This window comes from Pajaroellobacter abortibovis, from assembly GCF_001931505.1.
GTDB classification, from domain to species: Bacteria; Myxococcota_A; Polyangia; order Polyangiales; family Polyangiaceae; genus Pajaroellobacter; species Pajaroellobacter abortibovis.
In genome coordinates, this window is sequence record NZ_CP016908.1 from 973,812 (window position 1) to 997,668 (window position 23,857).

21 protein-coding genes, 2 tRNA genes and 1 pseudogene are annotated in these 23,857 nt (G+C 47.4%); 15 read left to right on the forward strand and 9 right to left on the reverse strand.

What is annotated here, in order from left to right:
* Nucleotides 1-3: 3 nt before the first annotated feature.
* From mltG to tkt, 3 genes are all read left to right on the forward strand, one after another.
* Nucleotides 4-1,206, forward strand: coding sequence for an endolytic transglycosylase MltG (gene mltG / locus BCY86_RS04930; RefSeq protein ID WP_083604206.1), 1,203 nt, complete (start codon nucleotides 4-6; stop codon nucleotides 1,204-1,206).
* Between the two features lie 13 nt (nucleotides 1,207-1,219).
* Complete coding sequence (gene glk / locus BCY86_RS04935; protein WP_075276741.1) at nucleotides 1,220-2,203, forward strand: glucokinase; 984 nt, start codon at nucleotides 1,220-1,222, stop codon at nucleotides 2,201-2,203.
* Between the two features lie 126 nt (nucleotides 2,204-2,329).
* Nucleotides 2,330-4,333 carry a transketolase gene (tkt, locus tag BCY86_RS04940; RefSeq protein WP_075276742.1) on the forward strand — a complete coding sequence of 668 codons (2,004 nt, stop codon included), beginning with the start codon at nucleotides 2,330-2,332 and terminating at the stop codon, nucleotides 4,331-4,333.
* Between the two features lie 41 nt (nucleotides 4,334-4,374).
* On the opposite strand, the gene pgl is transcribed toward tkt, so the two are convergent.
* From pgl to gnd, 4 genes are read right to left on the reverse strand one after another with little or no spacing between them, the layout of a single operon-like run.
* Nucleotides 4,375-5,109, reverse strand: a complete 735-nt coding sequence (pgl, locus tag BCY86_RS04945) for a 6-phosphogluconolactonase (RefSeq protein WP_075276743.1) — start codon at nucleotides 5,107-5,109, stop codon at nucleotides 4,375-4,377.
* Nucleotides 5,110-5,121: 12 nt separating this feature from the next.
* Nucleotides 5,122-6,294, reverse strand: a complete 1,173-nt coding sequence (locus tag BCY86_RS04950; protein WP_172824808.1) for an OpcA/G6PD domain-containing protein — start codon at nucleotides 6,292-6,294, stop codon at nucleotides 5,122-5,124.
* Nucleotides 6,295-6,299: 5 nt separating this feature from the next.
* Complete coding sequence (gene zwf, locus BCY86_RS04955; RefSeq protein WP_075276745.1) at nucleotides 6,300-7,847, reverse strand: glucose-6-phosphate dehydrogenase; 1,548 nt, start codon at nucleotides 7,845-7,847, stop codon at nucleotides 6,300-6,302.
* A 2-nt stretch (nucleotides 7,848-7,849) separates the two neighbouring features.
* Complete coding sequence (gene gnd, locus BCY86_RS04960; protein ID WP_075276746.1) at nucleotides 7,850-8,761, reverse strand: phosphogluconate dehydrogenase (NAD(+)-dependent, decarboxylating); 912 nt, start codon at nucleotides 8,759-8,761, stop codon at nucleotides 7,850-7,852.
* Between the two features lie 215 nt (nucleotides 8,762-8,976).
* On the opposite strand from gnd, the gene BCY86_RS04970 reads away from it, so the two are divergent.
* A complete protein-coding gene (locus BCY86_RS04970; RefSeq protein WP_075276748.1) occupies nucleotides 8,977-9,240 on the forward strand; it encodes a hypothetical protein in 264 nt (87 codons plus the stop codon).
* A 450-nt stretch (nucleotides 9,241-9,690) separates the two neighbouring features.
* Nucleotides 9,691-9,882, forward strand: a pseudogene (locus BCY86_RS10760) (KGG domain-containing protein); the annotation flags it as partial.
* A 103-nt stretch (nucleotides 9,883-9,985) separates the two neighbouring features.
* Here the strand turns inward: BCY86_RS10760 and BCY86_RS04980 are convergent.
* Nucleotides 9,986-10,432, reverse strand: coding sequence for a MarR family winged helix-turn-helix transcriptional regulator (locus BCY86_RS04980; protein WP_083604207.1), 447 nt, complete (start codon nucleotides 10,430-10,432; stop codon nucleotides 9,986-9,988).
* Between the two features lie 77 nt (nucleotides 10,433-10,509).
* On the opposite strand from BCY86_RS04980, the gene BCY86_RS04985 reads away from it, so the two are divergent.
* Entirely contained in the window at nucleotides 10,510-12,177 is a 1,668-nt protein-coding gene (locus BCY86_RS04985) for a serine/threonine-protein kinase (RefSeq protein WP_075276750.1), read from the forward strand.
* Between the two features lie 45 nt (nucleotides 12,178-12,222).
* Nucleotides 12,223-12,372: a hypothetical protein gene (locus BCY86_RS09755; protein ID WP_156865088.1), complete on the forward strand. Its 150-nt coding sequence runs from the start codon at nucleotides 12,223-12,225 to the stop codon at nucleotides 12,370-12,372.
* A gap of 162 nt (nucleotides 12,373-12,534) precedes the next feature.
* Here the strand turns inward: BCY86_RS09755 and BCY86_RS04990 are convergent, their stop codons facing one another.
* The 3 genes from BCY86_RS04990 to BCY86_RS05000 all read right to left on the reverse strand — a co-directional run bounded on the left by BCY86_RS04990 (nucleotide 12,535) and on the right by BCY86_RS05000 (nucleotide 16,327).
* A complete protein-coding gene (locus BCY86_RS04990; protein ID WP_156865089.1) occupies nucleotides 12,535-13,047 on the reverse strand; it encodes a hypothetical protein in 513 nt (170 codons plus the stop codon).
* Between the two features lie 108 nt (nucleotides 13,048-13,155).
* Entirely contained in the window at nucleotides 13,156-15,495 is a 2,340-nt protein-coding gene (locus BCY86_RS04995; protein WP_075276752.1) for a UvrD-helicase domain-containing protein, read from the reverse strand.
* Nucleotides 15,496-15,559: 64 nt separating this feature from the next.
* On the reverse strand, nucleotides 15,560-16,327 hold the full coding sequence (locus BCY86_RS05000) for an MBL fold metallo-hydrolase (RefSeq protein WP_075276753.1): 768 nt from the start codon (nucleotides 16,325-16,327) through the stop codon (nucleotides 15,560-15,562).
* A 34-nt stretch (nucleotides 16,328-16,361) separates the two neighbouring features.
* Here BCY86_RS05000 and BCY86_RS05005 point away from each other — a divergent pair, with 34 nt between their 5' ends.
* Nucleotides 16,362-16,571, forward strand: coding sequence for an FkbM family methyltransferase (locus BCY86_RS05005; RefSeq protein WP_075276754.1), 210 nt, complete (start codon nucleotides 16,362-16,364; stop codon nucleotides 16,569-16,571).
* Nucleotides 16,572-16,598: 27 nt separating this feature from the next.
* On the opposite strand, the gene groL is transcribed toward BCY86_RS05005, so the two are convergent.
* A complete protein-coding gene (gene groL / locus BCY86_RS05010) occupies nucleotides 16,599-18,248 on the reverse strand; it encodes a chaperonin GroEL (protein ID WP_075276755.1) in 1,650 nt (549 codons plus the stop codon).
* A gap of 423 nt (nucleotides 18,249-18,671) precedes the next feature.
* Between groL and BCY86_RS05015 the strand changes: the two genes are divergently transcribed.
* The 7 genes from BCY86_RS05015 (at nucleotide 18,672) to BCY86_RS05045 (ending at nucleotide 23,848) form a co-directional block, all read left to right on the forward strand.
* Nucleotides 18,672-18,742, forward strand: a tRNA-Gln gene (locus BCY86_RS05015).
* Nucleotides 18,743-18,760: 18 nt separating this feature from the next.
* A tRNA-Glu gene (locus BCY86_RS05020) sits at nucleotides 18,761-18,832 on the forward strand.
* Nucleotides 18,833-18,900: 68 nt separating this feature from the next.
* Entirely contained in the window at nucleotides 18,901-19,722 is an 822-nt protein-coding gene (locus tag BCY86_RS05025) for an alpha/beta fold hydrolase (protein ID WP_172824809.1), read from the forward strand.
* Nucleotides 19,723-19,755: 33 nt separating this feature from the next.
* The gene (gene rpiA / locus BCY86_RS05030) at nucleotides 19,756-20,448 is read left to right on the forward strand and encodes a ribose-5-phosphate isomerase RpiA (RefSeq protein ID WP_075276757.1); all 693 of its coding nucleotides are present in this window, start codon (nucleotides 19,756-19,758) and stop codon (nucleotides 20,446-20,448) included.
* Nucleotides 20,449-20,603: 155 nt separating this feature from the next.
* A complete protein-coding gene (gene dnaX / locus BCY86_RS05035) occupies nucleotides 20,604-22,484 on the forward strand; it encodes a DNA polymerase III subunit gamma/tau (protein WP_083604336.1) in 1,881 nt (626 codons plus the stop codon).
* On the forward strand, nucleotides 22,481-23,086 hold the full coding sequence (recR, locus tag BCY86_RS05040) for a recombination mediator RecR (protein WP_075276759.1): 606 nt from the start codon (nucleotides 22,481-22,483) through the stop codon (nucleotides 23,084-23,086). Before dnaX ends, recR begins: the two co-directional genes overlap by 4 nt.
* Before the next feature lie 12 nt (nucleotides 23,087-23,098).
* Nucleotides 23,099-23,848, forward strand: a complete 750-nt coding sequence (locus BCY86_RS05045; RefSeq protein ID WP_075276760.1) for a lysophospholipid acyltransferase family protein — start codon at nucleotides 23,099-23,101, stop codon at nucleotides 23,846-23,848.
* Nucleotides 23,849-23,857 lie beyond the last annotated feature (9 nt).

Genomic DNA, 23,857 nt, shown 5'->3' on the forward strand with positions numbered 1-23,857 from the left:
CCCATGAAGCCCTTCTCCAAAAAGAAGTATCAAAAAAAAAACCGTGGAATTCCACTCGGTGGGAAGAAGCACAATGGCCGACGTCGCTTGCGAAAGCGCCACACACACTCACCTCTCCTCTATTGGGGCCAACGCATCTTTCTTGCGCTCATTGGAGTCTCTGCCATGGTGTTCTGTCCCGCTCTCCTTTTCTACAGCCAAGCCAAATACCAAGGAGAAGAGCGTGAAATCGAAATCTCTCTTGAGGAAGTCCCCTCCATTCACGCTCTCGCCCATCAATTGGTTGAGCTAGGTGCCGCACAAGGGCCTACACCTCTGCTTTCTCTGTATATAGCAGCCACAGGCGGCACTGGACGCATTATGAAAGGGCCTCACTTCTTCACCAATCGGTTATCCCCCTACGAGCTGCTCGGGCGCCTGCGACGCAGCACATGGCTTCACCGGGTCAAAATTACTATCCCAGAAGGATGGACTCGATTTGATATCGCCAGGCTTCTCCATGAGCACCGCGTCTGCTCAAGCCGCTCTTTTTTAGTTGCTACGCTCGATCAAGCATTGCTCAAAACGCTTCAAATTCCGGCAAAAAGTGCAGAGGGATATCTCTTTCCTGCGACGTATGAATTTCTTCCCAATAGCACCCCTCAACAGCTCATCATGAGAATGAAAGAAGAATTCAACTTTCGTTACCGTGCTCTCGAAGCTCACCGCGCTCCTTCAGAAGAATCATCCCATCCATCAGGATGGGGGATGCACGCAATCGTCACACTCGCTTCCATCATTGAAAAAGAGGCCGCTGTGGACGAAGAGAGAGGTCTTATCGCAAGCGTTTTCCTCAATCGCCTCGTGTCCCCTTCGTTTCAGCCGAAGCTCCTTCAATCGGACGCCACAGCAGGTTACGGCTGTTTGACTTCTCCCCAACTCGATTCATGTACAGGATACAAAGGGAAAATAAAACGTAGCATTTTAGTCGATCCGATCAACCCTTACAATACCTACAAACATGAAGGGCTCCCTCCCGGCCCGATCAGTAATCCAGGAGCGAAATCACTTGAAGCAACGCTTTTTCCCCCTTCTAGCCCTTTTTTTTACTTCGTCAGCCGAGGAGAAGGGAGGCACACATTTTCAACGACATACGCAGAGCATATCGATGCTATCCGTCAAAAAAACAATGGGAAAAATCATATTCCCTCTTCAGCGCATCCATAGTAATTACTGACGGGTGATTCTTGCAGGAGATATCGGAGGTACCAATTCGAGGCTAGCTCTTTACACACCTGATGGGCGCCGCAGTCTACGCGCAGAAAGTTTTCAAAGCCGAGATTACCCAAGTCTTGAAAAAATTATCCGAAAATTCTTAGGAATCCATCCGCCTCCGATTAGCGTTGCGTGTATTGGAATCGCAGGGCCTATTGTGCGGCAGCGGTGTAAAGCGACAAACCTGCCTTGGACGATAGATGCTCACATCCTCGCGCATAAGCTCAACATCAAACGAGTTGTGCTGATCAATGACTTGGTTGCTCTCGCCTTTGGAGCGCTCAGCATCTCCCGAAATCACATAAAACTCTTGCAGGGAGAGGGCTTCCCCAAGAAAAAAGGTGCGAATCTCATCATGGTAGCAGCAGGAACAGGGTTAGGAGAAGCATTGCTGATTTGGGATGGGCTTCGATTCATCCCATGCGCGACAGAAGGGGGTCATGTCGATTTTGCGCCGCGCAATGCGCTCGAATGGAGGCTTTACAATTATTTACAATCCCTCTACGGACATGTCAGTTATGAAAGGATTCTCTCGGGTCCTGGACTCACCAAACTGTACGATTTTTTTAAGAATGGCGAAGGGATCGCTGAAACCCCTTCAATTCTTAAGCTCTTACAGAACACACCTGCTCAGCAGCATCCTGCGATGATCACTCAACTGGCTTCTGACAAGAGGAGCCCCCCTGCGATCAGCGCAGTTAAATTATTTCTCAGCATTTATGGGGCTGAAGCGGGCAATATGGCCCTTAAAACCCTCTCATTAGGAGGCGTGTTCATCGCGGGCAACATTGCCTCCCAAATCTTTAAAACATGGGATCCTGCTCCTTTCCTCTCTTCTTTTGTGGATAAAGGACGTTTCCGCAAGTTTCTACAGCAAATCCCCGTGGCTGTTGTTCAAAACACGGACATTGGTCTAGCAGGAAGCGCTTACTACGCGACCCATCCTTAAAACAGACGCTCCTTCAATCGATTAGTCGGAACCGCTTGAAAGTAGATGAGAGACACACCATAATCGCTTTTCTTGATAAGAGTCGCAAAGCAATAAAACACGATTACTGAGAGAAAAGGAACGATCATGGCAGCATCTCAAGAACCTATCGTCCAGCAATGTGTCAACACCATTAAAGCGCTTGCGATGGATGCCGTAGAGAAAGCAAAAAGTGGCCATCCAGGAACCCCTATGGGACTTTCCTCCATTGCTTTTGAGCTTTGGACCAATTACTTGCGACACGATCCCCACGATCCTCATTGGATAGGGAGGGATCGGTTTGTGTTATCTGCCGGTCACGCTTCCATGCTGCTCTATGCTCTTTTGCACTTGTCAGGATACGATCTGCCTTTGTCTGAACTCGAGTCCTTTCGCCAGTGGGGCTCCAAAACGCCTGGTCACCCTGAACATGATCTAACTCCAGGCGTAGAAACAACAACAGGCCCGCTTGGACAGGGAGTTGGCAATGCAGTGGGCTTTGCACTCGCTGTGAAGATTCACGCAGCCCGCTTCGGTCAGCCCTTTGCTCCGATTCGCGTATTTGTCATCGCATCTGATGGCGATATCATGGAAGGAGTTAGCGGAGAGGCCTCCAGTCTCGCAGGCCACCTGGAGCTCGATAACCTCATCATGATCTACGATGACAATCACATCACTATCGATGGGAATACATCTATTGCTTTCTCAGAAGATGTAGCAAAGCGATATGAAGCATATGGATGGTTTGTACAGTCGATCGATGGACATGATCACGCCCAGATCCGAACGGCTCTCGATCGAGCTATCGCGGAAAAAGATCGCCCTTCTTTTATCCGAGCGCGTACGCATATTGCGCAAGGAGCTCCCCATGCTGTCGATACACCTGAAGCCCATGGCGCACCTCTCGGAGAGCAAGAGATCCAACTGACCAAAAAGAACATGGGATGGGATCCTAAGCGTCACTTCCACATCCCACAAGAGGTGAAAGACTTTTTCAAAGAGCACGGCCGAAAACTAGCGAAACAGCGTGAGGTCTACAATCAGCAATGGAATGAATGGAGAGTCAACCATCCCAAGCTTGCTGCAGAATTCAACGATTTTCAGACGAAGAAAATCCCTGCCGATCTTTATGAACAGCTTCTCCAAGCCCTCGGCTCTGAAGAAGAAGCAACTCGCATTTTGTCCTACAAAGCGCAACAAATTGTGGGGAAGTTGGTCCCTTCACTGATAGGTGGAGCAGCTGATCTTGCAGCTTCAACCAAGACCCTCCTTAAAGGAGAAGGGGATATAGCGCGCGGTCAATTTCAAGGGCGCAATATCCACTTCGGCATTCGAGAACACGCGATGGGGGCTATCTGCAACGGGTTAGCTCTCTTCGGAGGCATTATCCCCTACGGGTCAACCTTCTTGATATTCAGCGATTACATGCGTCCATCCGTTCGTTTGAGCGCATTGATGAAACTGCAATGCCTCTGGATCTACACCCATGATTCCCTTTTCCTAGGAGAAGATGGCCCTACGCATCAACCGATCGAGCACCTTTCCTCCTTGCACTTGATTCCTGATTTACAGATTGTACGACCTGCAGACGGAATGGAGATCGCTGCTGCATGGGTGCTTGCGCTAGCCTACCGAAAGGGACCCACTGCTTTCGCGCTCGCTCGCCAGAAATTACCGCGCATTCTCCGCGATTCAACGGTTAAGAACAATGACCTGCTAAAAGGATTTTATATTGTTCAAGAAGCAAAGGGGGGAGCTCCCAACTTAGTCCTTATCGCTACGGGCAGTGAACTTCATCTCGCTGTGGGTGCCAAAGTGAAGCTAGAACAGCAAGGACATCGTGTTCGTGTAGTCAGCGCTTTGTCTTGGGAGCAATTTGCAAAGCAAGATGTATCGTATCAGCAGGCGGTCTTACCTCCCTCCACCCAAAAGGTATCTATCGAAGCGGGCCGAACAGCTTTGTGGCGTAAATGGGTCGGAGAGCAAGGGCTCTGCATTGGGCTCGATCACTTTGGAGCAAGTGCACCCGCTCATGTACTTGCTGAAAAGTTCGGATTTACCGTAGATGCCGTTTCAACCTCCATTCAAAGATGGTTGAGGGGCCAAACCTAATCGAGGATCAAAACTTCAGCGGCAAGGGATCATCGATGATCTCATACAGCTTTTTGATCAACGATCCAAGTGACAAACCCTTGAGCACCTCGCAAAATGCGAGCCGGCGTCTCTTCAAGCGAACCTTCGCACGCCCACGCGCGCTCAAGAGATTTCGCCTTTGATTCCCCGACAGCAAGGACGAAAATCCGTTTGGCAGCCTGAATGAGAAGAGGGGAGAGTGTCATCCGCGCACGCCTTTTTTCTGTTGCGGGCACATACAAAACGAATTGATTCCGTTCATGAAGAGACGGAGAATGAGGAAAGAGAGAAGCTGTATGGCCATCTTCTCCGATTCCAAGCACCACAACATCCAACATCGGCACACCAGAAGCATTGCGCTGCACACGCTCTAGAATACACGACTCGTACAGCCGAGCGGCTTTCTCGAGATCTTCCTCCTCTGCTGCCATACGATGAATACGCCAGCAAATCGAGATCGGAAGAACGTCCAGTAGCGTTTCTCTGACGAGACGAAAATTGCTCTCTTCAGAAGTGGGGTGCACCGCACGCTCATCCACCCAGAACCACTCCACCAATTCCCACTGCACTTGTTGCTCACGCCCAAGGGCAGTATAGGTCGCTCGTGGTGTGGACCCCCCACTTAACGCGAGGGTAATCCGTTCATTCTCTCTGGCTGCTTCTCGTATCGCATTGGCGATCCGCTTCGACGCTTCTTGAGCGACCATCTCCTCACTAGAAAGCACGACAAGCTCGCCCGGAATCGCAATTTTCATGGTGACTTCACCTTAATAGAGGAGAGATAGAAAAGAAGAATGTTGAAGCCAATGCAATACCATTACCAAATGAGGATCAGAATATTGACCATGAAGCGCTTTTTCTAAGCAATAGATCTCTTCACTGGATCGCAGTCGAAGGGACTGTTCTCTTTCTGTATGAGAACCAACTTTAAGATGCCAGACAAGTCGAGCCCCAAGCGCTCCATCCTGTTGATTTGAAACGCGCAGGATCCTCCCTTGAGCCATAGTCCATTGGTCCTCTGCTTTGAAAGAAAAACATGAAAGTGGAAAAGGAGGGTGTAGAACTCCCCTTTCATTCGATCGATTCACATGCACATTTATCTCTTCTCCATGTTGCTGACGCAGCAGGAAGGAAGAGCTCGAACGAGATATCAAATCACATCCCCATTGAGAAGCGAACCATCCCAATAAGAGAAGCAATTCAGCATCTATCGTAGCGCTCTCTGGAGAATCCTGCGTCAGGGAAAGTTCTCTGATCCTGAATTGTTCGATATCGAGAGCAGAGGGTTCGAAAAAACGGGCACACATCTCTCGCCATGGAGAGAGCGCGTTCCACCCCAAATCAATCACAGAAACAGGACATGAACGTGCCTTAGCCCATTGGATCAAAGAAGAAATCCCTTGAAGAGAAGTCAAATGGCTGCTCACAACAACTCGCTGCGCCAGACGAGCAAGAGCGTACACAAGAGGTTCTGAGGAGGGGCTCCATTCTTCAACATCACAGAGCCACAAGAGAGTGGTAGGCATTTCGGAAATGAGTAGAGCCTCTAGCGCGCTTGACAGCCGCTGATTCTCTTCTTTCCCATTTCGCTCATCCCCTTGTAGCTTAATGATAATCTTGATCTGCTCTAAATAGAAGCTCTCTCCTCCTAAGCCACCTGCATCACAAATGGCAGTGACCTCCCCTTCGACCCCTTTTTGATCAGACAGCGGATCCAAAGTCAGCATAACAATACGCGCAGGACATCTTTGGAATAATTTTTCCATCATCTTCTGATACCTACGCATGCATTCAGAAGAAGAAGCAACCACAATCAAATTCATGGTACACACACGTGTTTTAAGACGCTTATCTCCAGAATCGGGCGGCGTCTTCCAGAGTAAATGCAGTTCGTTCTGAAGGTGGTCGACCAGCTTGCTTAAGGATTGAAAAGCGATCATTGAATTTAAGGACACCTCCATCGCCGTCCATCGCGTGCAATCAAATCATGTGAAGCCTCAGGGCCCCACGTCCCAGATGGATAAATGGGAGGCGGTGCATCCGCCTCATGCATCCACGCATCGAGGATTTGATTGATGTAGGCCCATTGCTCTTCTACTTCATCGCGGCGGGTAAACAGCGTTGCTTCCCCCCGCATCGCATCGAGCAAAAGGCGCTCATAGGCTTCTGGCGTATTGGAGCCGAAAGCTGTCCCATAACGGAAATCCATAGCTACATCTCGTAGGATCGTATGCTGCCCCGGTTCCTTTGAAATGAATCGAAGCGCGATCCCTTCATCAGGTTGAATCCGCATCGACAGCACATTCGGAGCAATCCCCCCATCTGGCGCACGAAAGAGAGTGTGAGGAACCTTCTTAAACTGAATGGCGATTTCAGTTGTCCTTCGCGCTAGTCTCTTCCCCGCACGAATATAAAAGGGAACACCGCTCCATCGCCAATTATTAATCCAAACCTTCATCGCGATGAAGGTTTCAACACGCGAATTGGAAGAGACATCCTTTTCTTCACGGTAAGCGATTACTTCATCCCCCCGAACAAATCCACGCCCATATTGCCCACGGACAATAGCAAGAGGAACTTGCGAGCGTTCAATAGGTTGAAGAGAACGAAGCACTTTGACCTTTTCATCGCGAACAGCATCAGGAGCTAAGGAGAGAGGAGGCTCCATTGCTGTCAAGCAGAGAAGTTGGAGAAGATGGTTTTGAACCACATCTCGAATGATCCCAGTTTCCTCATAGAATTTTCCTCGACCTTCAATGCCAATATCTTCAGCCACAGTGATCTGCACATGATCGACATGTTGACTATTCCAAAGAGGTTCAAAAAGACTGTTCGCAAATCGAAATACAAGAAGGTTCTGAACGGTCTCTTTTCCAAGGTAGTGATCAATGCGGTAGACTTGATCTTCTTTAAAAGCAGTCGTGATAATCTCATTAAGGCGATGTGCACTCGCAAGATCGTATCCAAAAGGTTTCTCAAAAACGACCCGCGCCCAGGGCATTCCTCCATTCGAAAAACCGCAAGGATGCACAAGACCAGCCTCACGCAACTGAACCACGATCGACATCAACTCGGAAGGAGGAACCGCGAGATAGAATAAGCGGTTCCCTTCTGTTCCTCGCCGTCGATCAACCTGCTCGAGATGTTCTTTCAATCGCGTATAGGTCTCTTTCTGATTAAAAGAACCTTGCACATAACTGATCCCCTGTTCGAAATCACTCCATAATGTTTCATCTTCGATCTTCCGCCTTGAAAATAGTGAGATCCCCTCTTTCATCTCATCTCGAAACAGGGATAACTCTTTTTCCTTTCTAGCCACACCCACCACTGCAAAGCGAAAGGGGAGCAGTTGTTCAACGGCAAGATTATAAAGAGCAGGCATCAGTTTTCTTCGCGTTAAATCACCCGATGCACCGAAAATAACAATCGAGCAGGTATCTGCTATTCGGTCTTCAGAGAGACCGCAGCACAAAGGATTTTTTGTCGTATTCATGTTCAAATGGCCCCTTTTTCATTTTTCTTCACTGCATGCCCGCCGAATTCATTGCGCAGCGCAGCAAGGAGACGCAAGGAAAATGCATCCTCCTCTCGAGAAGCAAATCGAGCAAACAAAGCGTTCGCAATGGTAGGTGCAGGAACCGATTCATGAATGGCCTCTTGAACTGTCCAGCGTCCCTCTCCTGAGTCTTCAACATAGCCTTTAACCAGATGGAGTTCAGGATCCTTGGCAAAGGCTGCATGGGCCAGCTCGAGCAACCAAGAACGTATCACGCTTCCTTGATTCCATAGATGCGCAATCGATTCCAGATCGAAACCGAATTCGCTCTTTTTTAAGATTTCAAATCCTTCTGCATAGGCCTGCATCATCGCATATTCAATCCCGTTATGAACCATTTTGACAAAATGGCCTGCTCCTGCTGGTCCCACATGAGCAAAACCCTCCGAAGGGGCGAGAGCAGCAAAGATAGGGATTAAATGCTGATACGCAGAAACTTCTCCTCCAACCATCAGGCAGTATCCATTCTGAAGCCCACAAATCCCCCCAGAGGTACCCGCATCCAGTAAATGAATCCCTCGTGATGAGAGCTCTCGAGCGCGTCGGATCGTATCGCGAAAATAAGAATTTCCTCCATCGATCACGATATCCGAAGCAGAAAGAGAAAGAGAAACGTCATGAATGGTCTTTTCCGTAGCTTCTCCGCTTGGAACCATCACCCAAACGCAACGAGGAAGGGTCAACTGAGCAACAACATCCTGAAGAGAAGTAGCAGCAATAGCCCCTTCTTTCTCACATAGTTGAATAGCGCTCGGCTGCTGATCGTACACAACCACCTGATAGCCCTTATTTAAGAGCCTACGCACCATATTAGCACCCATTTTTCCGAGCCCTATCATTCCAATACGCATGCTAAAATTCCTTTCTTTTGCTGCATGGACTTAAGAAATAAATCTAAGAAAGAAGAAGAATTTCTTCATCCTTATTTTCGAGGAAGCATACATGGCGAAAGCGAAAAGCAATATAGCCATTTGAGCTACCAAACAGAAAGCAAGACTTGCACAACCCAACACAGGCCTTACATTGAAGGAGTATTAAATATTAGTGATCTAGATAAAGAAATGAAATGAAATCGATCCGTATTGTTCCAGGCCAATTAGTAGGTTATATACAAGTTCATGTAGGCTCTCGAATGATAGCCTTACCTGTGCAAGCAGCTAGTCTTTCTCCAGACGAAATCGGGAGAACGCCAGGTGGATTTTTTATAGATGCAACTGGCCAATGTGGCATTTTGGTGGATCACGATGCTTCCGCTCCAGAAATAGAAGAGCAGATCGTACGCGCTTCATGCGATGCTGCACGCCATATTGCGAGAAAATTTCTTAACTAGAATGCGTCTGAGGTAATCTTGCCCAGCTCAGTTCCTGCAAAAATTCCTTGCAAAGGGAACATTCACCTTAGAGAAAGTCAAAAAGAAATCTGCAGGGGAAAGATTCATTTTAAGGGTTGACGTCCTGAATAAATAGGTTAATGATGATGGGTTGAACGTGAATTAGACTAATTTTGATAGGGAGGGAATGTGAAAGAGCTTTTAAGCTCTTCATCGTAGGGTATATTTAAAAAAGCTGGTTTTCTTCCAGCTCTTTGTAAATGCCTAAGGCACAAACCCACCTTCTATTATCATCCTGCACCCAGTTTCTACTGGCCAGGTAAAAGGGGAGCTGCCATCATGAACGAATATGAGAACACAGTAGATGCTATGGTAAAAATGGAATTTCCAGAGAATGTGAGCTACCTCTCAGGAGATCGGCAAGGACGCCAAGCCTCTAAAGCATCCTCGATGGCAAGAGGAATAAAGTCCGTCAAAGTTTCAAAGCCACGTGGATTTGCTGCTATGGATCGAAAATTGGTGAGCGAAATCGCTAAAAAAGGGGGACAAGCTGCTCATAAAGCAGGCACGGCACATGAATTTACAAGCGAAGAAGCTCGCATTGCTGGTCGAAAAGGTGGTCAAGTCACTCATCAACGGAGAGCAGCCCAGCTTCAAGCCACAGCTAAACATACTAACTAAGGTTAAAACCAACCATTTTCTTAAAAAGCTTTAAACCAAAAGAGTAAGGAGAGTGAAGGGGACGTCACCCAATTGATGCCCTTTCATCTCTCGGTCTGAGTATCTCTACGAGATGTTCCAAACTCTGGAGTATTTGTTGTTGTTCTTCACCAGAGAATTGAGCAAATACCATGTGCAGTTTCTTGCTGAAGCCTTCCTCGAAACGCAAGATGATCCGTGTCCCCCGAGGAGTGAGGTAGACTTCCGTCTGTCTCGCATCATTTTTTGCCTTTTTCCTCATCACATATCCCGCCCGCTCAAGACCAGCCAGGTTACGGCTAGCCGTAGAGGGATCAATGCCTATGTACATGGCGAGCATAGACGTGGAAAGAGCTCTATATGCGCTAATGGCCTGAAGGGCCTCCACTTGTTGGGGAGTCACGTGGTACATTCGAGCACATTCTCGACCCCAACAGTTTAATTCTCTTGTGAGTTTAGAAACCAGGTAAGCAAGCCGGTTACGAGCGACCATCCTAAATCAAAACCCTTCAGAAAGTTGTAATTATTAAGCAAGTTCAAACTAACCATAAAAAACAAAAAGGCATCCACTTGAAGAGCAAGAAAAAATTTTTTCTTGCATGCCGTTATCGTGTACTCCACGAGTTAGGGCGAGGTGGAATGGGAATAGTCTATTTGTGTTACGATGAAAAAACAGACAAACATGTAGCACTCAAACGGATAGAGAGCCAACGAAATAGCACAACAAAATATGAACAGCTGCTAATCCGTAACCGATTTGAGCAAGAAGTTCAGGCTCTTGCCCTCCTCAATCATCCTACGCTTGTGCGCGCGTTAGACTTCGGCCAGCTTGAAGATGGCTCTTTTTTCATTGTTATGGATGTAATTCCAGGAAAAAGCGTTTACGAGTGGATCATATCATCCACTCTTTCTTGGAAGACCATTTGGATGCTCGTAGACCAAGTGTTGGCAGGACTTGCGCATGCTCATGCTCGAGGGATTATCCATGCTGATCTCAAGCCCTCCAACATTTTGCTCGATCTATCTCACAATGATAAACTGCGAGCCTACGTGCTTGATTTGGGACTTGCGTGGCTTCGCTCATCAAAACCTATATCGAACACATCGACAACTCCGTTATTCCCTTCACTAGGTGGGGGCACAGTTGGTTGGTTAGCTCCTGAGCAAATTCGTGGCTCGTTTACTCTTGTAGGACCACCTACAGACATCTATGCCGTAGGCTGCATTGTCTATCGACTCCTCACAGGAAAAGAACTATTTGAAGGGGAAGCCAACAATGTCTTAAGAGCTCACAAACGAGAACCGATCCCATCTTTTGAGATACCCAAGGAGGTTCCTCATGAAGTGATTCCGCTGGTTAAGCGCATGCTTGCAAAAAAACCCTGGCATCGCTTCCAATTCGCGGCTGATGTCCGTCAGGAATGGAAGCAGATGATGCCGTCTGATGCAGTCCCTTTCGAAGTTTTGATCGCAAAAGACAAAAAAAGGATCCAAAGAAAGGAGCATGAGTTCGTTTCCCCCTCTCTTTCGGCTCTACTTCCAGCACCTCTTGTAGGAAAGAAGAGAAAACAAGACCAACTTCTCAAGATCGCAGAGCAAGTGAGAGAAAAAAGAGAATTTGGATCTTGTATGAGCCTACTCACTGCAAAAAAGGAGGGGGAAGAGAGTCGATTAGCAGAATGGCTCTGCGAACAAGTTTACGAACGAGGTTGGATGGAAACCCTGCGAGCTCATTACACGCAAGATTCTCACCTGACCCACGGGGTATCGGATGGACTTGTGAGAGCAGTCAACACGTACTTTCACCTCAATGGTGCTGATCGAGCACTTGTGGAGCAAACACTGATAGCGCGGTGGGAAGTGCAACCACAAGATCGAGAAACTTTAAATTGGATTGCAGCATTGGTTGAATGGCTGCGACCAACCCCCTCAGGAGAAGTAGCTCCTTTAACTCCAACCGCTTTCCAAACCCAGATTCAGCCACAAGATGATTGCTTCTACACTTATGTAGCATGTGAGGTGCTTCGCCGTTTGTCACAACAGCGACCACTTTTGGTGTGGATAGATCATCTTCATTTAGCCCCTCCCCATATTTTTGAAGTACTGGAAGCGTTAGCCAAACACACCACCTCTACGAGGCTACTGGTAGTTGGAACGCTCGACAATCGAACTCACAAATCAAATTCTGCTTTAAGCTTATTTTTGAAGAAAATAGAAAAGTTATGGAAAATTTACTGAATTTTAGTTGTTTAAAGCACTAATTCTGCATTATATTAAGAAATTATGTCAACTCCTCAAAATTCCAATGTTCGTAGGCGACAAAAGCAGCGTCGCACCAAGCAACTAACAGAATGGCGAGCAAAGCAAGAAGCGGCTGCTCAGTCCTCTTTTCCTGATGCAAAAAGACAAGAGCGTGCAGTTAAATATCAATAAGTTCGCGGGTTAGCTTTTTAAGGCCTAGCATGTGAGGAGTATAAAAGAACGTTTTTAGAGTTTAGAGCTAAAGCATCACTAGTTGGGCTTACTTCATTAAAGGGAAAGTTGAAAAAATTAAATGAGACATTGAAGAATTATATTCAAAGACTCAAGATATCCTTAAAAGAAAGAGACTCCGATAGAGAAGGCGGGATAACCAAAGCGCAAGACCAATGTAATATGGTCATTAAAGTGGTAGCGCCCTCCCACCTGCAATAACCAATCCGCAAATGTACCATCTCCCACAGCTAAATGGATTCCTGGCTCTCCAAACAAAGACCAATGGGTGGAGAGCCAGAAGTTCCAGTGCATGACAATGGGAATAAAAATGTACCGATCCGCATCGGGCAAATAATCCAGGCCAACTCCCAGACCCACGTTGTTGTTGATCCTCCTCACAAATCCGTTTTCGAGCAGATTAAAGGTCCCCCGAAAGCCGATGCCAAGGCCACTCCCATATTTACTAGATTGAGATTGACCAAACCGGATCAAAGCATGAGGTTCTGCTTCTAAAAAGTAATGCGGATGTTCTCCTGGGTTCTCAATGATCAGTTCTTCGCTGCGAGCAACGGGAGAGATGCTTAAAATAAAAACACAAGACAGGATAAGGCCACGCACCAAACAAAATATCATGCCAGGTATGTTAAGAGAAGAAGAGGAAAGGGAAAAGCTTTTTTTTAGATCGCATAAGGTATATTATGTAAACTAAATAGAAAAGTAGAAGATACCCTCTTCAACTCTTCAAAATGCGCCAGGCGAAAAGAATTCTTTCGGGATGAGCGGCGATGGAACTCCCACAGTTATACACCACAAAAGATAAGAAGTACGGGTTGCACCAATATAGAGGGCGCGGCGTGCTGCATACGAATCGGGATAACTAGCCTGGTTCACTTCGAGCAGGATCACTTCGTCGAATTCAAGCCCCTTGGTTTGAGAAACATCTGTAACATCAACACCAGGCTCCCAAGTAAAATCAAAGTCTTTAATGCGTCGCAAGAGAGGCACCTCAGCACGCAAAAGACCCTCATAATAGAGATCCGCCTGGGCTTCAAATCTAGCTATTAATGCGATATGAGCATATGGTGAATGTGAAAAAAGCTCTTTGAGCGCATCTGCGAGAAAAGAAATGGTTTCTCCTGCCGAATCAAAACCAAATACTTCTACAGGAGGACCAGGTTGCACAATGGTAGGCTCTACCTCATGAGCATATGGACCTAACACTTGTCTGGAAAAAGAGGTAACTTCAGCCGTACAGCGATAACTTACTTGAAGTGGCTTGACAGTTTTAAGAGAGAAAGAGAGTTCCTGAAGTAAGGCAGACCAGTCAAACCCTTCTTCCTCTTCCCCTGCTACCATCCTCTGGGCTGCATCCCCGGCGAGCGTAATACATTGACGTTTATCGCAGAGATCGATCAAGACACGGAGTGCAATAGGATTGGCATCCTGCACTTCGTCTACAAAAAGATGCGTTAGCCGAATGGGCTTCGATTCTTTACCCAACAAAGGCCCTCTTAACATCTGCCACAGGCGAAGCAGCAAAGCGTGATCCTGAAGATCAAGCGAAGAGGTTTCTCCCTCTCTCCCCCCTTCTGCACGGATGCGAGATTGACGCACACACCACTCATGGACTTGATCCAATTGGGCTTGGCTGAATTCGCTCTCCCTGAAAGCATGACCGAGCAGCGTTCGATCGGTCAAAATTTCTTCCCATACTTCAGAAACTCTCCGCACGAGAGGACGCAATTCCGCAACTTTATTTTCGAGCGCACCACGGGTAATTGGATGGAGCAAGGATAAAGAAGCATTATCATCGAATTCGCGCTCCCCTTTAAGCCATTGTACAAACCGACTCAAGCGCTCATCCAGACTCGCAACACCTTGTTGGCTTAATTTCCAAGCCGCACGAGCGTTCTCAGCCCCTTTAGGCCATTTCATAATTGTCTCTTGTATTTTGGTTTCTATCTTCTGACTGATCTCTTCGACCTTCCTATGAATGGTCCTTAGCATGACCAGATGACTTTTAACACGCGCAACCAGAAGCGGGGTCTCCCCATTGAGACGCAATGCAAGTTTTGGGAAATGAGACGCAATCAAGCGGCTGTTCAACCGAGCAAAAGTTAAAATCGGAACCCCTACTACCCCTAAAGAAGGTAAAACCCGACTGGTATAACGAACCAAACTACTGTGATGAACAATAACCATCATGCGCTCTGGACGGTATCGCTCGGGATTCAAATAATGCAAGTAAGCCATCCTGTGCAATCCCACCGTCGTCTTGCCACTTCCTGCAACCCCTTGAATCGCTATAAAGGCGGGGTCCAATTGAGAAACAATAGCAAACTGCTCCGGATCCAATTGAGAAGCCAACTCAGAAAGGTACTTGTCTTTCTGAAATGCCATACCTGTTTCTGCAACCAACGAACGACAGAATGCCCCTCTCTCTTTGCGAGAACTCTGTAGGTGAGAAGACTTCCTTTGGCTCCGCTGCCATGTGCCATCTTCTTGGCGGAGCCACATCCCTTGCTCTGAGGAAACTCGGATAAGAACGCCATCAACAATAGACACACTCCGGCGTGCAAGAACGATCCCATTCACTAATCGATCCCCCAGTTGTTCCTCGTATTCGTCCCCTTCTTTATAACAATAATAGATCTTGGTGATAGGCGCATTCCGCCAGTCGACGATACGGATACCTGCCTGCGTATTGAGATAAGAACAAGCCCCAATTAAAATATCACGCTTCCTTCCATTTTCTTCGAGCCGTATGTGAGCAAAATAAGGGCTAGAAAGGTTGATCTTCCCACTCACTCCACGCCCACGCTGGATATGGAGCGCCGCGAGATGATGCATTTGCTCAAATAGCATAGGGAGATCTTCTGGCTTAGCCATAGCGATCTCATCTCTCAGTTCAAGCAAGCGTTTCCCATCCATCTCTGCCCGCCCTCCTCTTTCCCGGCTTCGAACTTGCTCTCTTTGGATCGATTCCTTAACAACTTGAAGAAGCTTCTCTTCTTCTTGAACAACCTCTAAACGAACTCCATCTTTATCATAATTCGAATGAGATAGCTTTAATTCTGACATAGATACTTTTGTCGGTTCATTGCCTTCATCCTCTGCAGCTCAACTTCGAAAAACATAAAATGTATCAAAATAAAAAGGTGTCTCCTAAGGAAAGGACATCTAGATTAAGGCCACGAAGTTGGTTACATTCCTTTTCGATCTCCTGCTGAAAAGCAGGCTTAAGATGATATAAGAAAGTAGGTAGTTGGTGAGGTGAGTGATATTTTCGTAATTCCTTACTTAACGTACAAGGCGTGTGATGTCCACTCAAGGAAGCAAGCTCCTGCTTGCGGTTGGGAAAACTGACTTCCATGATAAGCGCTTTTAAATTAGGGATCTCATTGAGGACCTGCCAAAATCGCTCTGTAGGACCTGTATCTCCACTATATGCGATGGTCCCTGTCGGTCCATCAATAATAAATCCACTGGATTCAATGGTATGACTTACAAGCACAGATCGGATCCAATACCCTGCCAGCGGTACAGGGACCTCAGGAATCAACGGGTAATACTGAATGGTAGGACGGTTCTGATCAGGAAGAACAGAGAAATCAGGCCAAAGGCAGTTATTAAAAAAATGCTCCTTCAAGGTGGCCAGCGTCTTTTGTGTACCTGCAATAAGAAGAGGAGGTGCATCCCCCTGCAGCCTGTTATCAGCCAAGGTAGCTAGGTCCCGCACATGATCGAGATGAGCATGGCTAATCAGGCACGCCTCGAGAGCATACTGTTCTTCCAGCTCCATCCCACTTGTCAAAGAACCTGCATCAATTGCCAGACGACCATCTAGCACAAATGCGCTGGTTCGATGCTGAGGAGTTTCGCCACCATGACAGCCAAATACACGAAAGTTCATTGTTTTAACATGACTCCAAGGACTTCAGATACCAATGAAGGCTTTTTCTGGAGACATTGTACAGGAACAAACTATTGGAGTAATTCGATTGGATGAGCATTTTTCTACCGATCCATGGAGAGCAGCTCCCAATTTTATCAAAATTGATGCAAAAGGACATGATTACGAAGTATTGCAAGGAGCATATAAAATATTAGAAATGAGTTTACCCACATTAATGGTAGAAATGATGCAGAGCCTGTAACATTGCCCCATCTAAAAGGTCGAGAGATCAATCGATATCAAAATCACCAGCACCCATGCCCATGCCCCCCATGCCCGCATCATCCATATCCATGCCCTGTCTCTTTGGTTGTTCGGAAATTGCTGCCTCTGTTGTCAGCATCATCCCAGCCACACTAGCAGCAATCTCAAGCGATAGCCGCACTACTTTAACAGGATCAATAATACCAGCTGCTTCCATATCTTCATATTTTTCAGTCTGAGCATTAAAACCGATAGGAGCTTCTCTCCTCAAGACATGATCCACCACAACCGATCCATCCATACCTGCATTTGCAGCAATTTGCCGCAGTGGCTCTTCAAGCGCACGTTGCACAATCCTAACGCTATCTCGATGCTCTTCAGGAAAAGAGGCGGGATCAAGCGCCTTGCTGGCACGCAGAAGAGCAACTCCACCTCCTACGACCACCCCTTCCTCCACGGCAGCGCGGGTCGCATGAAGCGCGTCTTCCATTCTCGCTTTTTTCTCTTTCATCTCCGTCTCGGTATGTGAGCCTACCCGAATGACAGCAACTCCACCTGTCAGCTTTGCAAGACGCTCCTGAAGCTTTTCCCGATCATATTCGCTTGTCGTTGTATCGATCTGCTTTCGGATAGCTTCAATACGTCCTTTGAGCTGCTTTGGATCGCCCGCACCACCAATGATAGTCGTATTGTCTCTATCGATACAGACGCGTCGAGCTTGTCCTAAATGGTGAAGAGAAGCGTGCTCAAGCTTCATTCCAAGATCATCAGAAATCACTTCCCCTTTTGTAAGGATGGCAATATCTTTCAAAATTTCTTTACGGCGTTCTCCAAAACCAGGCGCTTTCACAACGGCCACCTGCAACCGTCCCCTCAACTTATTAATGATGAGCGTAGCCAATGCCTCCCCTTCCACATCCTCCGCTAGGATCAGAAGAGGCCGCTGCTGACTCACCACCTGTTCAAGCAGAGGAATCAACTCTTGCATTGCACTCATTTTCTTCTCGCTGATCAAAATGAAAGGGCTTTCCAATTCCACGCTCATTTTCTCAGCATTGGTGACAAAATAAGGAGATACGTATCCCCTATCAAACTGCATCCCTTCAACGACCTCAAGCCACGACTCCACACCACTCGCTTCTTCAACAGTAACCACCCCTTCCTTGCCTACTTTCTCCATCGCATCGGCAATTATTTCTCCGATAGCTTGATCCCCGTTTGCACTGATTGTACCTACTTGAGCAATGTGTTCTCTATCTCGTGTCGGGACTGCATTCTTCTTCATATTTGCTAATACAGCAGCTACCGCTGCATCGATTCCGCACTTAATATCCACCGGATTATGACCAGCTTCCACAAGCATAAGGCCCTGCGCATAAATCGCATGCGCCAATACTGTCGCAGTGGTTGTTCCATCGCCGGCTTTTTCGTTAATCTTAGAAGCCACTTCTCGGATCATCTGAGCACCCATATTCTGGAACTTATCTGCCAGCTCAACCTGCTTTACTACAGTAACCCCATCTTTTGTAATTTCAGGAGATCCAAACGGTTTCTCGATGACCACACAACGTCCTTTGGGGCCTAAAGTCACTCTGACAGCCTCTGCAAGAGACTGCACACCCCTTAAAATAGCTCTTCTTGCATGGCGATTGTAGGTGATTTGCTTTGCGCTCATTCCTGGATTCCCCTTTCTCTAAAGATGTTATTTGGTAAGGATAAGCTATGGCTTGTTGTCTTACGGATCCCCCATTTATTGAAGTGAGTCCAAACAAAATAGCAAATGACAAGAACAAAACAACGCAAAAAGCGCATGAGATGTCATAGCTTGACTGAATCTAAGCGTTAAGTGAAGTGGCAATAAAGAGCTGTCTGATTCTACATAATTTAAATCCCTACAATAGAACGTCAAGAGGGAAACAGCCAGAATCTGCTTTAAAGAAAATCGTATTTTCGATATAATGTCCTTCATTCATCTTTGTTAACAAGTTGCTTAATCATTGATAACTTGGTAAGGGTAGGAATTAATTTTTAATTGTCGTGTTTCTTATAGAGAAATGTGGCAGTATCTTTTTATAAGAGAAGTATAGCCGTAAGGGATTGGGGGATCGTCTAATGGCAGGACGGCGGATTCTGGCTCCGTCTATCAAGGTTCGAATCCTTGTCCCCCAGCTTCATGTAAGTATCTTTGGCCCCATCGTCTAGTGGTTAGGACATCGGCCTCTCACGCCGGTAACACGGGTTCAAGTCCCGTTGGGGTCGCAGAATTTTTCTGCCTTCTTGATCGAATGCCGATAATAGCCCATACTCTTCAACATTCTTCGAACCAAATGCCTGACCAATGGGTTATGATTCTCCATGGAATTTTGGGAGCAGGGATCAATTGGCGAAGCTTCTCCACACGGCTCACCCAGCTTTATCCTGAATGGGGAGTGGTCGTTGTTGATCTACGTTTACACGGACATTCCCAAGGTTTCCAACCTCCTCACACGTTGGCTCAAGCCGCCGCTGATCTCACTGCCCTTCAACAAACCCTTCCAGAATCCATCCAAGGAATGATCGGACATAGTTTTGGAGGTAAAGTCATTCTTCAATGGATTCAAGACTTCCACGCTCAGATTCCCATCGATTTCGCCTGGATCCTCGACTCTTGCCCTGGAAACACCCAACAGGTAGATAGAAGCGGGGTCAAGTCGATCCTTCCCCTTCTCGAAAAAAATCGCAACACTTCTTTTACAACTCGAGAGGACTTCGTGATAACCTTACAGCAAGAGGGGATTCGTGAATCCACAGCCCGATGGCTTGCAAGGAACTTGATTCAAACGGAGCAGAAGACCTATCAGCTCGGGCTCAATCTCCAAGGCATCCAAGCGCTGCTTGAAAGTTACGCGCAGTGCGATTTATGGCATGTGCTGGAATATGTACCGAACAATCTCTCCATCCATTTCGTCATTGCAGGCAAGGAATCCCTTCTTGATGAAGAAGATCAGACGCGCATTCATGCGCTCGCCCGGCATTATCCTGAACGGCTAAAGTGTCACACACTTGCAGATGCAGGCCATTGGGTCCACGTAGATGCTCCTCACGCTCTGCTCACGCTCCTCGCCCACTCTCTTTCCATTCCCAAATCATTCAAGAAGATGCTATTCTAGCCTTTTCGGCATAATGAAAGCCTAGGGAACACTATGACCCACCAAGAGACCAAACGCGCCGTAGCATTGGCTGCCCTTAAAGAGCTCCCAAAAGAAGGGACGATCGGATTGGGTTCCGGCTCAACCGCAGCTTTATTTATAGAAGCGCTAGGACAGCTTATTCAGCAAGGGCGTTCTTTTGTAGGTGTCCCCACTTCACAGGCAAGTCGAGAGCTCGCAGAGAAATTCAAGATCCCGACCCTGCCGGACAGTGGACCATGGAATATCGCAGTCACCGTAGACAGTGCAGATGAAGTCAGTCAAACTTGTCATTCGATGATCAAGGGAGGCGGAGGTGCCCATACCCGAGAAAAAATTGTTTACACCGCTTCTCAGCGCACCATCATCATCATTGAAGAACGCAAGTTATCTCCTCATTTAGGAGAAAAGGCAAGCGTGCCTGTGGAAGTGCTTACTTTTGGTCACGCCCAGACAGCCGAACGCTTACGTATGTTTGGAAAAGTAACCTTAAGGATGAAAGACGGAGCCCCCTGGCTAACAGATTCCAACCATTTGATTTACGATGTCTCCATCAAAAAGATCATCAATCCCGCAGCACTCGACCGCGCTCTTAGCAATATCTCTGGCGTCGTTGAAACAGGTCTTTTCTGTAAAAAACCAGATATGCTCTTAATCGGGAGAGGCTCAGAAGTGAAACGGCTTTTCACTCCTCCCTCGTTCAAATAACATTTACGTATCTAAGGAGAAAGCACTCTATGCTTTTTTCTCCATCCTTCTATAAACAGAATTCCTTTTCCCACCGATTTTATTTAACGATAGAGCAAGATAGAGTTGTAGAAGAGACTCGTCTTTGATTCAATCCTCAGCCAACAGTGGTGAATGTGAGCTATCTCGTTCTTGCCCGTAAATACCGCCCTCAATGTTTTGAAGACCTCGTCGGCCAAGATACCGTCGTACGGACGCTTACCCACGCGATTCAGAGGGGTCGAATTGCACATGCTTTCCTTTTCACAGGAGTACGAGGGATAGGAAAAACAACAAGCGCACGTCTGCTCGCTCGGTGTCTAAATTGCATAGGGGAGAACGGAGATATCCAAGCAGCTGTGACACGCCCTTGCCAGACATGCCCCCCCTGTCAAGAGATTGCAAAAGGAACAGATCTCGATGTACAGGAAATCGATGGGGCAAGTTACAATGGAGTGGAAGAAGTGCGCAGGCTTCAAGAAGGGGTCCCGTTTCAACCCGCTCGCGATCGCTTCAAAATTTACATCGTAGATGAGGCGCATATGCTTTCCACTGCTGCGTGGAACGCGTTGCTTAAAACCTTAGAAGAACCCCCTCCTCACGTAAAATTTATCTTTGCGACGACAGAGGCGCACAAGATCCCCTTCACGATCCTGAGCCGATGCCAGCGACACGATTTTAAGTTGATTCCCACTCGAACGATCGCAAGTCAACTGCACCACCTTCTGAAAGAGGAACACCTGCAAGCGGACGATGCTGCAATCGCCATCTTGGCGCAAGAGGCTGTGGGATCGATGCGCGACGCGCTCAGTCTTTTAGAACAAGTAATCGCTTTTGGAGAAGGGGAAGTATTTGGCAAGCTGCAACAAGAAGAAGAGGGCGACTGCGAGAACAGTCTGCACGTGGTTCGCATTACAGCAGAACATGTTGCCCAGGCTCTTGGAATCGTCGAACGCAAATCGCTTCACGCTCTAACCAAAGCGACTCTAGAGGGGGATGCCGCTTCTGTGCTCCACATCCTCTCCTGTTTAATGAAACGAGGAGTAGATCTAATCCACCTGGCGAAAGATATCCTTCAAGCTTTCCGGAACTTGGTTGTCAGTAAAGTATGTAATCCATCCGAAAGAGATCTGCTCGATCTTCCAGATGAAGAGATACAAGCAGTAGCAACTCTCGTAGCCTGCGCTGATCTAGATGATCTCTCCCGTCTTTTTCATGGCTTTTCACATGCTTTTGAAGATATTGTCCGAAGCGGCCAACCTCAAGCCGCTCTCGAGATGGCCCTTGTCCGATTAGCCAAACGCCCCCCTCTTATCCCGCTAGAAAACCTGATACAACGCCTGACGGAACTTGAGAAACGGCTTCACTCCAATCCACCATCCCCCCCTTCTTCCCTCTCCTCTCCTTCTTCTTGCTCCTCTTCCTACACTTCTCCAGAATCCATACCCAAGCGGATAGATCCGCTGCCCGGACTTGCTTCCCCCTTCAATCATCCAGAAGTGAAACCAAATTCTTCCAACGATATCCCTCCCGAAATAGCGTCCAGCCAAAGCATCTTATCCCTGCCCGACGATCCCCTACTTGCAGAGGATGCACTCTCCGGTTGGCGCTCCATTCTATCTTGCATGCACAAGATCAATCCTTTTCTTACAGCAATTTATGAGCACGCATCTCCCCTTCACATTACAAAGGAACGGATCGAGATTGCCTTCAAAAAAAACTCTCTGTTTATGAGTCAAGCGTCCGAGCCAACTGCCATCGCTTTATTGAAGCAGAGCATCGAATCTCATTTCGGATGCCCGGTGCCGTTCAAACTTCAATCCATCAAAAAAGAAGCTCTTTCGCCACCTCCATCAATCGCCTCTCTTGATGCAGAACAAAAACGGAAAGAAGAAACAGAAAGGCGACATGCAGTCGAAAAGCACCCACTAATTCAAAAACTCCAGAAGCAGTTTGATGCTAAGATTCACACCATCCGTTTCCTTAAGAAATCGGCTGAAGCTTTCGAAAAAGCATGAACACACGTCTGCAACGCTTGATTAAATGCTTAACCCGGTTTCCAGGAATAGGAGAAAAGACTGCTCAGCGCTATGCTTTGCACCTTCTGATGAAGGATAGTCGCCTCGCTCAAGAACTCGGCACAGAATTGATAGAACTGCACACCTATCTGGGATCCTGTCCACGTTGTGGATACATTACTGAAAAAGAAGAAGGCAAAAAAACACTTTGCTCCATTTGCCTTGATCCAAAGCGAGAACCTACCCTCTTATGCATCGTAGCTCGTGTGCAAGATCTGCTTGCCATTGAACGCACCGGTTCGATGCGGGGACGCTATTTTATTCTAGGCGCTTTGCTCTCCCCTTTGGAAGGAATCGGCCCTGAACATCTGCATCTCAACCAGCTCTTTTCCATCTTGCGAGAAAAAACAGTACAAGAAATTATCCTCGCCACTCCTCCCAGTGTAGAAGGAGAAGCAACTGCCCTCTTCCTCAAAAAAGAGTTAGAGCCTTTTGCAATCCCCCTCACTCGCATCGCGAGCGGCTTGCCCCACGGCGGAGAACTTGAATTCGCAGATCCGATTACCATGAACCGAGCCCTTGTAGGTCGACAGCGATTTTAATAAATACTGCCTATGCCTCTCTTCTCTCCATCTATCCCATCCTCTCAAGCAAATCCAAATTTATGGATCACCTTGCAAAACGTCTATGAGACCTTTGCCATCTGTTGGCCCACCACGTGGGAAGGGATGCGGAATCAAGTCGATCAAGAACTCTGCAATCAACGGCTCGGGCAGTGGTCCCATCGCGTCGTCAGTCGCTGTAAGGCTACTGTTGAGATCAGAGGGCGAGAACACATGCAACCACGGACTGTCTACCTGGTGATGAGCAATCACGAATCTTATTACGATATCCCTTTCTTGTTCTATGCAGTAGGTCCCCGTCTTCGAATGCTTGCTAAAAAAGAGCTTTTTCGTATCCCCTTTTTTGGTTCTGCCATGCGTGGAGCAGGATTTATAGCGATCGATCGCCAACATCGCAAAAAGGCTTTGGACTCGCTTCAAATAGCCCAGCAGATGCTTGAGCGAGGTGTGCATGTTTGGATTTCTCCAGAAGGGACTCGCAATCACGGTTCTCTTCTCCCTTTTAAACAAGGGGGGTTTCATTTAGCTATGCAGTCCAAGATCCCGATCCTGCCGATTACGCTCCAAGGCACGCGCGATATCCTCCCACGTCGACATGTCCGATCGAGAGGTGGAATAGGGGTAGATATCACCATCCATCCGCCGATCAATCCACTCGATTACGGGAGCCAAGCTCCTAAGAAAAGCGCACGTCAACTCGCAGAAGCAGTGCGCCAACGAATCGAAGCCCCCCTCCTCTAATAACACCCG

Bases quoted from the DNA above. Each gene is read 5' to 3' on its own strand.
- mltG (WP_083604206.1), top strand. From the start codon at position 4: ATGAAGCCCTTCTCCAAAAAGAAGTATCAAAAAAAAAACCGTGGAATT.
- tkt (WP_075276742.1), top strand. From the start codon at position 2,330: ATGGCAGCATCTCAAGAACCTATCGTCCAGCAATGTGTCAACACCATT.
- pgl (WP_075276743.1), bottom strand. From the start codon at position 5,109: ATGAAAATTGCGATTCCGGGCGAGCTTGTCGTGCTTTCTAGTGAGGAG.
- BCY86_RS04950 (WP_172824808.1), bottom strand. From the start codon at position 6,294: ATGATCGCTTTTCAATCCTTAAGCAAGCTGGTCGACCACCTTCAGAAC.
- zwf (WP_075276745.1), bottom strand. From the start codon at position 7,847: ATGAATACGACAAAAAATCCTTTGTGCTGCGGTCTCTCTGAAGACCGA.
- gnd (WP_075276746.1), bottom strand. From the start codon at position 8,761: ATGCGTATTGGAATGATAGGGCTCGGAAAAATGGGTGCTAATATGGTG.
- BCY86_RS04970 (WP_075276748.1), top strand. From the start codon at position 8,977: ATGAAATCGATCCGTATTGTTCCAGGCCAATTAGTAGGTTATATACAA.
- BCY86_RS04980 (WP_083604207.1), bottom strand. From the start codon at position 10,432: ATGGTCGCTCGTAACCGGCTTGCTTACCTGGTTTCTAAACTCACAAGA.
- BCY86_RS09755 (WP_156865088.1), top strand. From the start codon at position 12,223: ATGTCAACTCCTCAAAATTCCAATGTTCGTAGGCGACAAAAGCAGCGT.
- BCY86_RS04990 (WP_156865089.1), bottom strand. From the start codon at position 13,047: ATGATATTTTGTTTGGTGCGTGGCCTTATCCTGTCTTGTGTTTTTATT.
- BCY86_RS04995 (WP_075276752.1), bottom strand. From the start codon at position 15,495: ATGTCAGAATTAAAGCTATCTCATTCGAATTATGATAAAGATGGAGTT.
- BCY86_RS05000 (WP_075276753.1), bottom strand. From the start codon at position 16,327: ATGAACTTTCGTGTATTTGGCTGTCATGGTGGCGAAACTCCTCAGCAT.
- BCY86_RS05005 (WP_075276754.1), top strand. From the start codon at position 16,362: ATGAAGGCTTTTTCTGGAGACATTGTACAGGAACAAACTATTGGAGTA.
- groL (WP_075276755.1), bottom strand. From the start codon at position 18,248: ATGAGCGCAAAGCAAATCACCTACAATCGCCATGCAAGAAGAGCTATT.
- BCY86_RS05025 (WP_172824809.1), top strand. From the start codon at position 18,901: ATGCCTGACCAATGGGTTATGATTCTCCATGGAATTTTGGGAGCAGGG.
- rpiA (WP_075276757.1), top strand. From the start codon at position 19,756: ATGACCCACCAAGAGACCAAACGCGCCGTAGCATTGGCTGCCCTTAAA.
- recR (WP_075276759.1), top strand. From the start codon at position 22,481: ATGAACACACGTCTGCAACGCTTGATTAAATGCTTAACCCGGTTTCCA.
- BCY86_RS05045 (WP_075276760.1), top strand. From the start codon at position 23,099: ATGCCTCTCTTCTCTCCATCTATCCCATCCTCTCAAGCAAATCCAAAT.